This is a genomic window from Spirosoma aerophilum (assembly GCF_054782495.1).
In genome coordinates, this window is record NZ_BAAGSJ010000038.1 from 27,164 (window position 1) to 43,379 (window position 16,216).

The window sequence follows — 16,216 nt, forward strand, 5'->3', positions numbered from 1 at the left end:
CCCGGATCACCGTGCTGCAACTCAGCAAGTTCGGTCGCACACCTTAATGAACAGCATTTGGGCTAGCTAAAAATGAGCGATCAACACACAGTACTGTCTAAGAGGTACGAAAAAAATAAAGGGTGTTTCACGCATACCGTAGCAGACAGTATGGCGAACACCCAACTAAAAAGCCGATGACCGGCAAAAACTTCTGAAAACTTAATCCCGGTTCACAGAACGAGGCTCTTATCAACTATCGTATATGTGGTGTTTTTCCCCGCACATCGAGCGCGTTAGACAAATGCCGACGGATAGCATAGGTGTAGCGGAGGGTAAAGCCGTAGCTCATACCTGTTCCATCACCCAGTAATTGAGCATTTTGCACGGATGTACGACTACCCACATCAGCAATATTGCCGTTTGGCGTATTCGGATAATTAACGGCGTACGTTACATTGGTCGTCAGGGCATTGCCCAATCCCCAGAATTTGCGAACCGAAAAGCCCAGATCAATCGAGTTGCTCAAGCGAACGTTGTATTCTGCCCCCAGTTCAGCCAAGGTCGTCATGCCGGCATTAGCGCGGGTTTCGCTGGTCAGGCGTAATGTATCGGGGGTTTCTCTGCGTCCGGTGTAGCGGTAGCCAAGTAAAGAGAACCGCCCCTCTTGCTGGCCGCTGTTGGGAACAAGCCACATGCCTCCGCTCAGCCAAAAACCCGACCGCAACCAGGGCTTACTGGTCGAAACGATAAGCCGCTTGCCCCGCAGAACAAACGCGTTGCGGTCATTGCTATAGCGAAACACCAGCGGTGAACTGGCATTGGTAACGGATACCTGTGTATGAATAGGCATGCGGGCATACCCTGCTTCAACAGCCCATCGTTCGCGATATGCCCAGCCGACAGTCGCCCCCCACCCGGCTTTCCCGACGAGATCGTTCTTGATCAGACCGTCGAATGAATTATCAAGCTTGGCCCGATCGGTTTTGATAAACCCGTCGAGAGCCACATACCAGCGATTCCTGATCGAAGGACCACCGTATCGGGTGAGCAGCCGATCATACTGATGGCTCCGCTCCGGCAACCGGTAATAGTCCGAGATTCCCTGTCCACAGGCAGGCAATACGGCTAGTCCGAGTAGTATATACAGCAAGTAGCGTTTCATCATCTGGTATTGGTTTGAGCGTTTTACAAATAACGCTATAAACGTTTGTTTGTTAACCACTTACAATTAAATTAATTTGTAAACGGTCCTAAATCGTAACATTTAGACGAATCAATCAGCCTGTTGGCTATTAGAAGTACTCTAAACATAGACTAACGGCCTAAATAACAATCTTTTATACAAAAAAGAAAACTCAACCACAGGATTGAGTTTTCTTTTTTGTATCAGGTAAATTTCTGGCTCTGTCAGCCCATTTTCTCATTAATGCTTCATAACAGGCACAGAGATCATTGCGGTATCCCACGCAATTGAAATGCTGTTGTTAGCAGGCGTGATGGTCAATTTTTCTACGGGTGTTTTATTCGTCGAAGCGGGCACTTTAACCATGGCTACGTCAGTACCTTTAACTTTTTCGTAATCGTAAGCACCCCACTGCCCCAGCGTGCCGTTGAGAATGACACTCCACTCTTTTTCACCGGGAATCGTGAACAGGGTATACGTACCGGCTTTCACCATTTTACCGCCAAACATTACATCGTTCTTGAACGTAACTTCGGTAGCGTTATTGGCACCAGTGCGCCAAACTTTACCGTATTTTTCCAGACTATTGGAATTGTCTGCGCCAAATATAACCCGACCTTTCTTCGAGGGTTGACCATAAACAATTTTAATGTTTTTGTCTGGACTCTCTGCGGTTACCTTCGGGCTGGCGGGTGCTTTATCCTGCGCCTGTACCAGCGATACCATACCCAAAAAGAAAGCCAAAACTGCCACTAGATTTTTCATGTGTTAATGATTGGTTTTTTGATGATCTCTGTCTAAACGACACAAAGTAAACGATAGTTTTTCTGAGAAGTATATAAAGTTTGACAGAAGGCTGGTTTTAATGGTTTATCGGATTCAACCTGATTTCCAAAGAAAAATCCTAATTTCTCTTAAAAATCATAAATATCAGTGCCCAACTATTCAGTTGATGTTAAAGAGTAGTAGTTTTAACTTTACAGCCGTATGCATACATACAGTTCCTAATCAACTAGCCCTATATGGCAACGACCTATTTCAGCAAACGCAACATTCAGTTTCTCCTCCATGAGGTCTTTAATGCCGAAGGCCTGACAAAATACGAGTACTTCAGTGCCCATGACCGCGAAACCTTTAATCTGGCTCTTGACTCAGCTATTTACATTGCCGATACGCTTATGTATCCTTATGTAAAGGAAGTTGATAAAAACCAGCCGGAACTCAAAAATGGGCAGGTTACGGTTCATCCCAAAATAAAAGAGTATTTGAAAGCCGTCGGCGAAGCCGGTCTGATTGGCGCGGGGTTTCCGTTTGAACATGGCGGGCAGCAACTACCCGAGATGATCAGTTCGTGTATCGGCTTTATTTTGATGGCCGCCAACAATGGTATGATGTATACAGGGCTTTCGTCGGGAGCGGCCCATCTGATTACATCATTCGGCACGCCTGAACTGAGTGAATTTTACGTACCAAATCTATTAGCGGGCGTTTGGCAGGGAACCATGGCCCTGACAGAACCCCAGGCAGGTTCGTCGCTTTCCGACGTAACAACAGCCGCTACCCCCGTGCCCGATGCCAAACCAGGCACCTACAGGATTCGGGGTCAAAAAGTGTTTATTTCGGCCGGTGACCATGATGCCTGCGACAACATTATTCACCTGATGCTCGCCCGAATTGATGGTGCTCCTAAAGGGACAAAAGGAATTTCACTGTTCGTTGTGCCCAAATACCGACCCGATGATCAGGGTGGCTTTGTCGACAATGACGTTGTTTCGACGGGCGTGTACCACAAAATGGGGCAGAAAGGTGTACCGGCAATGCACCTCACCATGGGCTCAGTCGACAACACGATTGGGTATCTGGTTGGCGAGCCGCATCAGGGGTTGCGCTACATGTTCCAGATGATGAATGAGGCACGCATCGGCGTGGGCATGACGGCCGCTGGTATTGCCACGGCGGCCTACCATGCAGCCTTACAATATGCCCGCGAACGTCCGCAAAGTCGGCGACTTAATGAGAAAAATCAGTTGGATGCCCCTCAAACGGCCATCATCAACCACCCGGATGTTCGCCGGATGCTGCTCTTTCAGAAAGCCATTACAGAAGGCTCTCTGGCTTTATTGATCGAAGCGGCCCGGTTGTATGACATCAGCGAAGTGGCGGAAGGGGACGAGAAAGAAAATGCCTTTTTACTACTCGACCTGCTCATGCCCGTCGCCAAATCGTTTCCATCGGAGATGGGGGTTCAATCGGTCAGCCAGAGCTTGCAGACATTTGGCGGCTATGGATTTACGGAAGATTTCCCGGTCGAGCAACTGTACCGCGACATTCGGATTACGCCTATATATGAGGGCACCACGGGTATTCAGGCGCAGGATCTACTGGGCCGGAAGATGACCATGAAAGGCGGCAAAGCACCCCAGTTGTTATTTGCCGAAATAAACAAGACGATCTCTGAAGCCAGCACGCTGGATGATCTGGCTCCCTACGCCAGTCAGTTAACGGCCGAGCTTAAGCGAGTACAGGACGTTATGATGAGCCTGTTACCTCATGCCCAAAAAGGCGATGTGGAACGCTACCTGTCCGATGCCACTCTGTTTCTGGAGATGTTTGGTATTGTTGTAGTTGCCTGGCAATGGCTGAAGCAGGCGATTATCGCCAAGCAGGCACTGCTGACCCAAAACCCACAGGGCGACGATCTGGCTTTTTATGAAGGTAAAATTCACACCATGAAATTTTACTTCCACTACGAAGTCCCCAAGACACTGGGTCTGGCCGTTCGGCTGAAAGACACGGAGGTGCTGACGATTATATCAGAAAAGGAGCTGGCCTTATAGGTTATTTGCCTGGTTACGCTCAGGGCCGGGTGCCAGAAAGGGTAAAGACTGCCCCTCCTGGCACCCGGCCCTGAGCATTTATAATAATATGAAGCAAAACTATGTTTTTTACGCTTTATTAAACTTCTAAGTTTGAGAAGCTTTACCTTTGCGGCTTCAATCGACCGCGTTCCTGATGCCGCTGATTGCCCCGTCTAGTTATGTGCCACCCCCACAATTGTGGAATGGCCACCTGCAAACCATTATTCCCTCGCTGTTTCGCAAGGTACAGGTTACCTACGTCCGCGAACGCATCGAGACACCGGATGATGATTTTCTGGATCTGGATTGGGGGTATGCAGGAGTTAGGAGTGAGCAGCAAGGAGTAGGTGACCGCCCCCTCGTCGTGCTCACCCACGGGCTGGAAGGTAGTTCGACAAGTTCCTATTTAGCGGGGATGGTTCGGCACCTGACACAGCACGGGTTCGATTGTCTGGCCTGGCACTACCGTTCCTGTAGCGGTGAGTTGAACCGGCAACAACGGTTTTATCACATTGGCGAAACGGGCGATTTACACTTCATCATTCAACACGCCCTCTTAAAAGGTTACCAGACTATATACCTCATGGGGTTTAGTGCTGGCGGGAATGTCACCCTAAAATACATTGGGGAACAGGCACAAGCGTTGCATCCGGCGATTAGGAAGGCTGTCGTTTTTTCTGTTCCTGTCCATCTGATGGGATCTGCCCGGCGGCTGGAACAATGGGACAGTTTGGTGTACAATTACCGGTTTAACCGAACGCTCAAGCGAAAAATAATGCAGAAGGCAGCGGTTATGCCGGGTATTTTCCCGACAGAAGCGTTACTGAAAGCCCGGAACATCCGGGAGTTCGACAACCTGTTTACTGCACCTATGAATGGCTTTCGTGATGTGACCGACTATTATACGCGTAGCAGCTCACTGCAATTTATACCCACAATTGCCATTCCGACCTTGCTGGTGAATGCTAAAAATGATCCCTTTTTGTCTCCCGAATGTTTCCCGGAAACGTTAGGGCGGGAACTCCCTAATGTCTGGATGGAGTTTCCAGAGCAAGGTGGCCACTGTGGTTTCCCATCAAAAAAGGGAGGTATTCAGGGCACCTACTGGTCAGAAGAGCGGGCCTTGCAGTTTATTATGAACCAATAAACGAAAGATGAGATGGATAGTGAGCCTATAAAAGAACTGTATTCTCTTAACGGATATGCTGGACACAGCCGATGCCAGACAGGAATATATTGTTGGTTTAGACTACGAGTCTTTTCTTAAATACAGGATGGCAGGTGATGCAGTGGTTCGCCATATTCAGGTACTAGGCAAAGCGGCCAACCGCATTGACAAATCCTTTCGCGAACAGCACACAACCATCGAATGGATGCGTATTATTCGAACTCGCCATATTCTGGTGCATGCTACTTCGGACTGGATTATGAGATTATATGGCAGATTATAACCCTTCATCTACTAGCTCTCCGGCAAGCAATTAAACAAATTCTAGACAGTGACCCGCTGGAAGATGCGGAAGTTGAACAAATCTAAATCATGCTCACCAAACCACTCGAACAGACCTACTACATCATTGATTTCGACAGCACCTTTACGAAGGTCGAAGCGCTTGATGTACTGGGTGAAATCTCGCTGACAGGTCGTCCTGACCGCGATGATGTATTGAATGAAATCAAAATCATCACCGACCGGGGTATGTCGGGTGAGATATCGTTTACGGATTCGCTCATCCTTCGCCTTAACCTGCTAAAAGCGCACAAGAGTCAGTTGCCTGCCCTCATTGAAACACTGATGGGCAAAATATCGGATTCGTTCCAGCGCAACAAGCAGTTCCTGACCGAGAACGCCGACGCTATTTATATTGTGTCAAATGGATTCAAAGAATTCATTGTGCCTATCGTTACCTCCCTGGGCGTTCGGGCCGAAAATGTGTTCGCCAATACCTTTGTGTTCGACGAAAGTGGTGCGATCACTGGCTTCGACCCCGAGAACCCTCTGTCGGCTAACGGCGGCAAATCGCAGGTGATTCGGGAGTTGAACCTCGATGGCGAAGTGTACGTAATTGGCGACGGGTATACCGACTACGAAATCAGAGCGTCCGGTCTGGCCAATCGTTTCTATGCCTTTACGGAAAATGTGCTTCGCCCGCGTGTTGTTGAACGCGCCGACCACGTAGCTCCCTCACTCGATGAGTTTTTGTACCACAACAACCTGAGCCGCAGCCAGTCGTATCCGAAGAGTCGGATTAAAGTGCTGCTCCTCGAAAATGTTCACCCCATAGCGGTTCAGTTATTCGAGCAGGAAGGCTTTAACGTCGAGATTCGGAAAGGGGCCCTGGATGAAGATGAGCTGATCGAAGCCATCCGCGACGTATCCATCCTGGGTATCCGCTCAAAAACGAACGTTACCGCCCGGGTTCTCGAACATGCCAATAAACTAATGACCGTTGGTGCCTTTTGCATTGGCACCAACCAGATTGACCTCGACGCCTGTACCGACAGAGGGATTGCGGTTTTCAACGCGCCATACAGCAACACCCGCTCAGTAGTTGAGCTGGCTATTGGCGAGATCATCATGCTGATCCGCAGCATTGTGCCCAAGAGCAACATGATGCACAAGGGCGGCTGGGACAAGTCGGCCAAAAACAGCTTTGAAGTACGGGGCAAAAAACTCGGTCTGGTCGGGTACGGTAATATCGGCACGCAGCTATCGGTGGTGGCTGAGGCTCTGGGTATGGAAGTCTACTTCTACGATGCTGTCGATAAACTGGCCCTTGGCAACGCCCGTAAATGCAAATCGCTGGACGAACTGCTGGCCCTGTCTGATATTATCAGTCTGCACACCGATGGCCGGAAAGAAAACAAAAATTTGATCAGCTACCGGGAATTTGGCCTGATGAAAAACGGCGTTATCTTCCTGAACCTGTCGCGGGGCCACATTGTAGACATACCAGCGCTGGTCGACGCTATTGAACGCGGTAAGGTGGCCGGTGCCGGACTCGATGTATTTCCGCAGGAGCCCAAGACTAACAACGAAGAGTTCATGAGCGCTCTTCGTAACCTGCCCAACGTGATTTTAACACCCCATATTGGCGGTAGTACCGAAGAAGCACAGGCCAACATTGGCAACTTCGTACCCAGCAAACTCCTCGAATACATCAACAATGGCAGTACATACGGTAGCGTAAACTTCCCGGAGCTACAGTTGCCTCTGCTGAAAGGTGCCCACCGGCTGCTGCATATTCATGCGAACGTACCGGGTATTTTGGCGAAAATGAATAACATTTTTGCTAAATATCATATTAACATTCATGGGCAATATCTTAAGACCAATGAGAAAATCGGTTATGTGATTACCGATGTTGCCAAGGAGTATGCTGATGAGGTGGTAGAAGAATTAAAGGACATTGATAACACAATTAAGTTCCGACTATTATACTAAAAGAGCGAAAGAGTGAAAGAGCGAAAGAGTTAACAAACCCTTTTTCACTCTTTCACTCTTTCACTCTTTCGCTCTTTCGCTCTTTCAATAATGAAAAACACCTACTTTACGCCCGGCCCGGCCGAACTTTACCCAACGTTTTATCAACATTTACAGCAGGCTTTAGACGAGCAGATTGGCTCTATTTCGCACCGGAGCCAACGCTTCAGGGATATTTATAAATTTGCCGACGAGCAGCTGCGAACATTGCTGAATATTCCGGCGACACACGGCATATTTTTTACGGGCTCGGCGTCAGAAGTGTGGGAACGCGTTTTGCTCAACTGCGTAGAACACGAGAGCTTCCACCTGGTCAATGGCTCATTCTCCCAAAAATTTTATGATTATGCCAATGCACTTGGCAAGCATGCTCATGTGCTCGAAAAGCCATTTGGTGAAGGATTCGATGCCGCCGACATTGAGGTCCCCGCTTATGCTGAACTGGTCTGCCTGACCCATAACGAAACCTCGTCGGGCGTGCAGATGAAGCCCGGCGAAATGCATAAGCTTAAGCGCAAATACCCCAAAAAGCTGTTTTGTGTTGATACCGTCTCCTCGTCGCCCTACCCTGACCTCGACTTCAGTTTGATTGATTCGGCATTTTTCTCCGTCCAGAAGGCCTTTGGCATGCCCGCTGGTCTGGGGGTTTGGATTGCCAATCAAGCCTGCCTCGCCAAAGCCGAGCGGTTAGCCAAAAACGATACGCTGACCATTGGTGCGCATCACACCCTGCCAACACTCTGGAAACACTATAAAACGTTTGAAACACCCGCTACCCCTAACGTTCTTTACATTTACATATTGGGCAAGCTGGCAGAAGATTTCAACCGGATTGGCATCGATACCATTCGGAAACAGACCGAAGAGAAAGCCCGGATGTTGTACAAGTTCCTGGACAGTTCCGAAAGCTTTTCGCCTTTTGTGAAACAGGAACGCCACCGCTCGCAAACGGTTATCGTGGCCAATGTTGGTTCGTCGGATCAGCCAAAATCGTCGGCCGATGTAATCTCAGCGGCTAAGACGGCCAATATGATCGTTGGTAGCGGCTATGGTAAATTCAAAGAGTCGCAGATTCGAATAGCCAATTTCCCGGCCGTTTCGATGGAGCAGGTAAGTAACCTGATCGACCAACTCCAGAAATAGAGAAGACGTCCATACACGTTTGTCAACGACGCCCTTCCCGTAACCCGGGAGGGCGTTATTTTTTGACCCGTTGCCAGATACTAGGCATTGGTAACAAACCTTATGTAGGCTTCCTGGTTAATAGAACAGTGTTTTTATTGCATAAACTCAACGACGATGAAGAAATTACTTACAACCTCAACACTCTTGATGAGCCTGATGATAACAGGCATGGCTCAAAATAGAACCGACTCATCCAGGGAGGACAAGCCGCTTATCGACGAGAAAACAAAGCAGGAAGTTCGCCAGAAAGCAACCGAAGCCAGTGACAAAATGGAAGAAGAAATTGACAAGTCCATTAGTTATCAGCAGGCTAATCAGTTGAGCTGGTTTCAGCCAAACAATCTGTTCGTGGGCGGTGGCCTGGGTATGGGCGCTACCGATGGAAAGGTTTACCTGGCTTTCAACTCCCGAATCGGTTACTTTTTTCAGCCGGGCTTTGCGGCCGGTCTACGCTATGATGCCGACCGATTAGTAGGCAATAAGTACCACGCTCGTCAGGTTGGTGCCTTTGCGCGCTACTATCCATTTCGGACCCGGATCAGCAGCTTTGTAGGCGCCAGCTTAAATAGTGGCCGGGAATTTTCCGAAAATGTACCTGCCGACACCAAATACAAATACACCAGCGTAGGGCTTGAAATTGGCGTGATGGCCTGGATTCTGCACCGTCTGGGAGCAGAATTATCTTACGAGAATAGCTTCTATAACAAAATAGACCCGACTGTTAGCCGGGGCAAGGGTGGCCGACTAAAAGTTGGTGTCAACTATTACTTTGGTCAGGTTGGTGGTAAGGGCGTTCGGCTTGCGCGGTAAGTCACATCAGTAACGCTGCGAACGGCCGGCTACGAGTTGGTCAGGCATGGCTAACTAAGTTTGATTTGCTATTGTCGTCAGGACATTGAGCAACCCATACTTAGTTAGCCATTTCCATTTGCAGCAGTCGCAGATGATGCTGCGTATGAATACTCGTAAAATAAAGCATTTCGCGCACCGATAGTTTCCCAAGTACGGGGTGTGGGATGCAGTACGTATCCAGTTCCTCAGAGGACCAGCTTGCCCCGGCGTTAATAAGGTCGTCATAAACGTTCTCAAATCGTTTCGCCATCTCACTGCGTCCGATCTGTATATCTTCCGGGCGTGGCGACATACTGGCGGGCGCTTTTACCCCCGTTCCTAACACACGTTTGTAAGCCGACGCAACTTCATCATATCCCCTGGGACGTGTTTCCGACCTTCCCCACTGTTTGAGCACATCATGCGGACCCGCCAGCAAGCGTGCGACCGGACGGGCCGACAGAAACAAGTGCTGCATGACCTCAGCCACCGACCATTTTCCGTTCACCTGTGTCATAAACTGCTCGTTGGAGCGGGTATCCGACCATTCTGTAAACTCCCGGCAATCCCGTCGTAATTGATCCAGAATACTGATTTCCTGTGCTTTCATACGATTAAATAAAACGTGAATAGTGAAGGTGCATAGCAGGTTAAATAAAATAAGTTTAACCACATAGGCACAAAGTGCACAGAGGTCTGCTGGGAATGAAGTATTCTATTAAACCTCTACGCCTATGTGGTCAGGTCTTTGTTGAACCGATTGTTACGTTCAGTCTAAACACGAACAAATACATGTTATCAACCACGCCAAAATAATTAATAAACATTCTGACAATCAGTAATTTAACGTTAACATTATTTCACTCATCAGGGATTCATATAGCCATTTTGAGTGTTATAAATACAGATGGATAAGCCTGTTTAAAACGCGCCATTTTACCCTTTCTACTCCGTTATGATACCTGAACTAACCGCAACATCCGTTCCTGAACCGCTGACAAAATCGGCCCGCATTTGGATGCCCAAGCGGGTTATTTTCACGGCCGATGCTCTAAATGAACCTTTCGGTCAGGCGATGTACGAGCGGATCTCTGCTCTTGACCTACCCATTGAGATTGCTAAAAATAATCGCATTACGGGTTTGCGCGGTGCCGATGAGCGCGAGACCTACCGGAACGCTAAAAATACTCTTGCCATTGTGAACGCTCCTCCCGGTGCATTCAAGCTTCAGCCCATTCCCCCCTCCGCCGACTGGCAGATGAATCTGGCAGAGGGTTGTCCGGCTCACTGTCAGTATTGTTATCTGGCCGGCAGCCTTTCCGGGCCGCCGGTTGTGCGGGCCTACGCCAATTTGCCTAAAATGCTGGCCCATACGGCCACGTACGAGGGTACCTATCCGCCAAATCGTACCTGGCAGAGTTCAGCTACGGGCTCCGATGGCGTAAACCGCCCGACGACCTTTGAGGTGAGCTGTTACACCGACGTGTTAGGCATCGAACACCTGACGGGGAGCATGGCCGAGTGCATCCGGTATTACGGTACGCGGGAAATGGCCGAATTGCGTTTTGTGACAAAATATGACCAGGTTGATAGTTTACTGAACCTGCCCCATAACGGCCACACCCGCGCCCGTGTCAGCCTCAACGCCGACGCCATTGCCCGCCGTCTCGAAGGAGGCACGGCTTCTGTTGAAGCCCGGCTTCAGGGTATTCGCAAGCTGGCGATGCCGAAAGAAATGGGTGGTGGCGGCTACCCGATTGGGTTAGTCATAGCGCCCATTATGCCCATTCCGGGCTGGCGTGAACACTACACCGCGCTACTCGACCGAATGGCCGAAGTACTGGACTTCGCACGGGGTGGCGAAGCGGTCGATATGAATGTTGAGTTCATCAGCCATCGCTTCACCCCCGGCTCCAAAGACATTCTGTTGCAATGGTATCCGAACACCTCACTCGATATGGACGAGGCAACACGCTCCGAAAAACGCAACAAATTCGGGGGCACCAAGTATGTATATCGTCCGGAAGAGATGAAGGAAATGAAAGCCTTTTTCTATGCCGAATGGACAAAGCGCTTTCCGAAAGCACCGATCCTGTACTGGACCTGATTATTGAAAGTAGAGGAGCTGGTTTTAGACGCCATATCTTAAAAATATGGCGTCTAAAACCAGCTCCTCTACCCTGTCTTACCACACTTTGGCCTGCTGCACTTCCGGCTTGTATAACTTCTGTCCCGGCTTTACGTCGAAAGCCGCGTAGAACGGGGCAAAGTTCGTAAGCGGGCCATTCACCCGAAACTTATCCGGCGAGTGCGGATCGGTAGCTACCCGGACGCGCAATGACTCGTCACGTACTTTGGTACGCCAGACCTGTGCAAACCCCAGGAAGAACCGCTGGTCAGGTGTGAAGCCGTCGATTTTTTCGGTACCCTGGCCTTGCTTTGTCAGTTTGAACGCCTGATAGGCCAGCGTAATGCCGCCCAGGTCGGCGAGGTTCTCGCCCAGCGTCAGGCGGCCGTTCAGGTGCAGATTATCCAGCACCGTAAAGTTGTTGTATTGATTGACAACAGCTTGTGTTTTGGTATTGAATCGCTCTGCATCCGCTTTTGTCCACCAGTCGCGCAAGTTGCCATTGGCATCGTACTGGCGCCCCTGATCGTCGAAAAGGTGAGTCATTTCATGGCCGATCACCATCCCGATAGCGCCGTAGTTGATGGCGTCATCAGCGTCTTTATCGAAGAAAGGGAATTGTAAAATACCCGCCGGAAAAACGATCTCGTTATTCGTTGGATTGGCGTAGGCGTTCACCGTTGGCGGTGTCATCATCCACTCGGCCCGGTCGACGGGTTTATTGATTTTGGCAAAATCTTCCTTTACATGGTGGATGTACGTTTGCATGACGTTACCATAAAAATCGTCACGCTTTATTGTTACGTCAGAATAGTCCTTCCATTTGTCCGGGTAACCGATCTTCTTAACAAACCGGTCCAGCTTGACAAGTGCCACTTTTTTAGTTTCCGGTGCCATCCAGTCCAGCTTCTCGATCCGTTCCCGATACACTTTCTGCAGGTTGTTTACCAGTGTCAGCATACGCTCTTTGGCTTCGGCCGGGAAGTACTTTTTTACCCACAACTGCCCCAGCGCTTCGCCCAACCCACGGTCAACAAATTGGGTAACCCGTTTCCAGCGATCAGCCTGTTTTGGCTGTCCGTATAGCGTTCGGCCGTAAAATTCGTACCGGGCCTGTTCGAATGGCTGACTGAGCAGTCTGGCATTTTCGTCCAGTAAATCAAAAACCAATTTGTCTTTCAATTCACTGATGGGCAGCGTTGGTAGGGCTTTATCCAGCGCTTTATAGTAGCCGGGCTGTCCCATCAGCACCGTATCAATGGCCGTCAGCTTCATATCATTCAGCAGTGTCCGCCAATTTAGATTCGGCATTTGCTTTGTCAAATCAGCAACGGCTACCTTGTTGTAGTTAGCCACCGGGTCACGCAAATCGGCCTGTGCTTTATGCGACTGGGCAAGGGTCGTTTCGAGGGCTAGAATTTTGTTAGCTTTCGTTTTGGCCGAAAGCGAATCGCCCCCCACAAGGGTAAATAGTTTTGCCGCATAGCTGACGAATGCCGACCGAATTTTCTTTGTCGACTCATCCGTTTTTGTGTAATAGTCTTTCTCCGGCAACGACAGCCCGGCCTGATTAAAGTTGATCCGGTTCATGTCACTCTGGCGATCGTCGGCACCCACATAGTAGCCAATGAACTTCCCCCCCGGATTGCTCGGGCTGGATGCCAGGTAGGTTAGTACGTCTTTATAATCTTTAAGAGCCTCAATTTTGGCCAGTTCAGCTTTTAGTGGTTCGTACCCGAGTTTGTCAATCGTTGCTGTATCGAGGCCACTGGCATAAAAATCCCCTACTTTCTGCTCAATGCTACCCGCTGCGGCTTTCGACGCAGCCGCGTCGATAAGGATCGTTTTGGTCTTTTGCAGATTCTCTTCGTAGAGGGTGTTGAAGGAGCCCCAACCCGTCTGATCATCTGGAATCTTGGTTTCCTTGACCCATTTACCGTTGGCATAGGTAAAAAAATCATCGCCGGGGCTAACGGTTGTATCCATCCCGGACTTATCGAAAAACTCGGTTCGGTTGGCGGCTTCTTCTTTTTGCTGGCACGAGGCTACCGCTACAACGGCGAGCACCATGAGCAGTTTTTTTGTATTGTGGTTCATACAGGGTTTGTAAATGAAGGATAAATGGTAATTTTGAGAGTAAATATAAGGATAAGGAACAGGCAACTCCATTGGCCAACGCAAATACATACGTTCATCAATAACACACTCGTAACCAACGAACAAACCATGAAGAACATTCTGCTCACCAGTCTACTTGTCGCAGCCTCTTTTGGCGTATTTGCTCAAACAGGAGACGGTCATTATGGCAAGAAAATTACCGCATCAGGCGCTATTCCGGCAACCCAGTTAGCGACGAAAATGGCCGACAAAAATGAGATGCCTGCCAAGGTAGAAGGCACGGTCGAGTCGGTTTGCAAAGTAAAAGGTTGCTGGATGAAAGTTAAAACCGGCGATGGCCAAACGATGCGCGTGACCTTTAAAGATTACGGCTTCTTTGTACCCAAAGACATCGTTGGGAAGACGGTCGTTGTGGAAGGAAACGCGGAGAACACAACCACCACGGTAGCCAAACTGCGTCACTATGCCGAAGATGCCGGAAAAACGAAAGAGGAAATCGAAAAAATCACCGAGCCAGAAACAGCCCTGACATTTGTAGCTGACGGCGTGATTGTAAAAAAATAGGGAGCTGTTTCCAACCCTTTTTTTGAGCAGGGTGTCTTTGTTGAAAAATACAAGGAATATGCTTTACTCAATGAAACAGCTTTCCGGTTTTCTCATCGCCGGAACCATTCTCTTTGCTGCCTGCAAATCCAATGAAACAAACCCAACGGATTCTGTTTCGCTGGGCGTACACCAATCCGGTCGGCTAGGCTCCGACGTTATTGTTCGCGTTGATTCAATTCAGGATAGCCGGTGTCCGGTAAATGCATACTGCATCTGGGCAGGCCAGGCAAAAGTTAAGTTATTACTAAAAAAGGATTCGGATTCAACCGCGGTTCGGCTGTCTCTGGGAGCTGATCCCGGTAGTTCCAACAAGCGGCCCGACTCCACAACGGTTTCACTTAAAAGTGAAAACTATAAAGTGATTTTACGCGAGGTAAATCCATTTCCGGGCACGACCTCGTCTACTCAGCCCCAGACAGCCATTGTTCAGGTGACAAAAATCTAGACGTTCTTCAAAGGCTTTTCGTACTTTAAGGGCTGCAACTTACCGTTGCAGCTTTTTTTGTACCCTACTAACTTATTTATGAAGAAAATGTACCTGCTGGCTGGCCTCTCGCTGCTGGCCGCTCCCCTATTTGCCCAACGCACCTTAATCCACTGCGGAAACCTGTTCGATGGTGTAAACAACAACCTTCAACCACAAATGACCGTTGTGGTTGAAGGCAACAAAATTTCGGCTGTTCAGAAAGGGTACACGACGCCCGCCGGGCAGGATCGGGTGCTGGACATGAAATCAAAAACCGTTCTGCCCGGCCTCATCGACATGCACGTTCACCTCGAAAGCCAGACCCGTCGGGGTGGTGCTATTGATGGATTTACCAAAAATCAGGCTGATGTGGCCTATCAGGCGGCTCAATATGCCAAGACAACGCTAATGGCCGGTTTCACTACTGTTCGCGATCTGGGTGGGTCGGGCGTGAACGTGTCCCTTCGCAATGCCATCAATGCCGGACTGGTGGATGGCCCACGCGTATTGACCGTCGGCAAATCCATTGCTACCACGGGTGGCCATGCCGATCCAACGAACGGCTACCGCAAAGACCTGATGGGCGATCCCGGTCCAATGGAAGGCGTCATCAATGGTCCTGAAGATGCCCGTAAAGCGGTGCGGCAGCGGTACAAAGATGGCTCCGACCTAATCAAGATTACGGCAACCGGTGGCGTTTTGAGCAATGCCAAAGACGGTTCCGGCGCTCAGTTTACCGAAGAAGAAGTGAAAGCGGTTGTCGATGCCGCCAAGGATTACGGCTTTCCGGTAGCGGCCCACGCCCACGGTGCCGAAGGCATGAAACGCGCTATCCGGGCGGGTGTCCAGACCATTGAGCACGGGACGCTCATGGATGATGAAGCAATCGAATTATTCAAAAAATACGGTACCTACTACGTTCCAACTATCATTGCCGGTAAAACAGCCGCCGATTCAGCGCGGCATTTTGGTTATTACCCGGCACTGGTAACGCCCAAAGCTCTGGCCATCGGCCCAAAAATTCAGGCCACGTTTGCCAAAGCGTACAAAGCGGGGGTTAAGATTGCGTTTGGTACAGATGCCGGCGTTTACATTCACGGCTATAACGCCAAAGAGTTCGAATACATGGTTGAAGCAGGTATGCCGCCACTCGAAGCAATCAAAGCGGCCCTGATGACCAACGCCAAACTGTTAGGCATGGATACACAGATTGGCTCTATCGAAACTGGTAAAATGGCCGATATCATTGCCGTTAGCGATAACCCCATCCAGAATATCAAAACCCTGCAAGCCGTCCAGTTCGTCATGAAAGACGGGAAGGTGTATAAGCAGTGAAATTTTAGTCGGTAAGTCAGTAAGCGGCTACGCCTAAGTC

The 16,216-nt window shown here is 49.5% G+C and carries 14 protein-coding genes; 10 read left to right on the forward strand and 4 right to left on the reverse strand.

From position 1 onward, the window contains the following. Nucleotides 1-235: 235 nt before the first annotated feature. Both ACYVK4_RS29965 and ACYVK4_RS29970 read right to left on the reverse strand, forming a co-directional pair. On the reverse strand, nucleotides 236-1,147 hold the full coding sequence (locus tag ACYVK4_RS29965) for a hypothetical protein (RefSeq protein WP_461131271.1): 912 nt from the start codon (nucleotides 1,145-1,147) through the stop codon (nucleotides 236-238). A 258-nt stretch (nucleotides 1,148-1,405) separates the two neighbouring features. After that, the gene (locus ACYVK4_RS29970; protein WP_461131272.1) at nucleotides 1,406-1,930 is read right to left on the reverse strand and encodes a DUF2911 domain-containing protein; all 525 of its coding nucleotides are present in this window, start codon (nucleotides 1,928-1,930) and stop codon (nucleotides 1,406-1,408) included. Between the two features lie 257 nt (nucleotides 1,931-2,187). Between ACYVK4_RS29970 and ACYVK4_RS29975 the strand changes: the two genes are divergently transcribed. From ACYVK4_RS29975 to ACYVK4_RS30000, 6 genes are all read left to right on the forward strand, one after another. Beyond that, a complete protein-coding gene (locus tag ACYVK4_RS29975) occupies nucleotides 2,188-4,002 on the forward strand; it encodes an acyl-CoA dehydrogenase (RefSeq protein WP_461131273.1) in 1,815 nt (604 codons plus the stop codon). 175 nt (nucleotides 4,003-4,177) lie between these two features. Then, nucleotides 4,178-5,170, forward strand: coding sequence for a YheT family hydrolase (locus ACYVK4_RS29980; RefSeq protein ID WP_461131544.1), 993 nt, complete (start codon nucleotides 4,178-4,180; stop codon nucleotides 5,168-5,170). A 55-nt stretch (nucleotides 5,171-5,225) separates the two neighbouring features. Then, nucleotides 5,226-5,474 (forward strand): HepT-like ribonuclease domain-containing protein, encoded by a 249-nt coding sequence (locus tag ACYVK4_RS29985; RefSeq protein ID WP_461131274.1) that lies wholly within the window; start codon nucleotides 5,226-5,228, stop codon nucleotides 5,472-5,474. 89 nt (nucleotides 5,475-5,563) lie between these two features. Continuing rightward, nucleotides 5,564-7,468: a phosphoglycerate dehydrogenase gene (gene serA, locus ACYVK4_RS29990; protein ID WP_461131275.1), complete on the forward strand. Its 1,905-nt coding sequence runs from the start codon at nucleotides 5,564-5,566 to the stop codon at nucleotides 7,466-7,468. Between the two features lie 90 nt (nucleotides 7,469-7,558). Beyond that, nucleotides 7,559-8,650, forward strand: coding sequence for an aminotransferase class V-fold PLP-dependent enzyme (locus ACYVK4_RS29995; protein WP_461131276.1), 1,092 nt, complete (start codon nucleotides 7,559-7,561; stop codon nucleotides 8,648-8,650). A 156-nt stretch (nucleotides 8,651-8,806) separates the two neighbouring features. Further along, nucleotides 8,807-9,502: a hypothetical protein gene (locus ACYVK4_RS30000; RefSeq protein ID WP_461131277.1), complete on the forward strand. Its 696-nt coding sequence runs from the start codon at nucleotides 8,807-8,809 to the stop codon at nucleotides 9,500-9,502. A 100-nt stretch (nucleotides 9,503-9,602) separates the two neighbouring features. Here ACYVK4_RS30000 and ACYVK4_RS30005 read toward each other — a convergent pair whose 3' ends face one another. After that, entirely contained in the window at nucleotides 9,603-10,133 is a 531-nt protein-coding gene (locus ACYVK4_RS30005; protein WP_461131278.1) for a DinB family protein, read from the reverse strand. Between the two features lie 345 nt (nucleotides 10,134-10,478). Here ACYVK4_RS30005 and ACYVK4_RS30010 point away from each other — a divergent pair, with 345 nt between their 5' ends. Then, complete coding sequence (locus ACYVK4_RS30010) at nucleotides 10,479-11,630, forward strand: spore photoproduct lyase family protein (protein WP_461131279.1); 1,152 nt, start codon at nucleotides 10,479-10,481, stop codon at nucleotides 11,628-11,630. Between the two features lie 78 nt (nucleotides 11,631-11,708). Here the strand turns inward: ACYVK4_RS30010 and ACYVK4_RS30015 are convergent, their stop codons facing one another. After that, nucleotides 11,709-13,748 carry a M13 family metallopeptidase gene (locus ACYVK4_RS30015; protein WP_461131280.1) on the reverse strand — a complete coding sequence of 680 codons (2,040 nt, stop codon included), beginning with the start codon at nucleotides 13,746-13,748 and terminating at the stop codon, nucleotides 11,709-11,711. Between the two features lie 129 nt (nucleotides 13,749-13,877). On the opposite strand from ACYVK4_RS30015, the gene ACYVK4_RS30020 reads away from it, so the two are divergent. From ACYVK4_RS30020 to ACYVK4_RS30030, 3 genes are all read left to right on the forward strand, one after another. Then, nucleotides 13,878-14,333, forward strand: coding sequence for a DUF4920 domain-containing protein (locus ACYVK4_RS30020; protein WP_461131281.1), 456 nt, complete (start codon nucleotides 13,878-13,880; stop codon nucleotides 14,331-14,333). A 70-nt stretch (nucleotides 14,334-14,403) separates the two neighbouring features. After that, a complete protein-coding gene (locus tag ACYVK4_RS30025; RefSeq protein WP_461131282.1) occupies nucleotides 14,404-14,820 on the forward strand; it encodes a hypothetical protein in 417 nt (138 codons plus the stop codon). A gap of 78 nt (nucleotides 14,821-14,898) precedes the next feature. Further along, nucleotides 14,899-16,176, forward strand: a complete 1,278-nt coding sequence (locus ACYVK4_RS30030) for a metal-dependent hydrolase family protein (protein ID WP_461131283.1) — start codon at nucleotides 14,899-14,901, stop codon at nucleotides 16,174-16,176. Nucleotides 16,177-16,216: the final 40 nt, after the last annotated feature.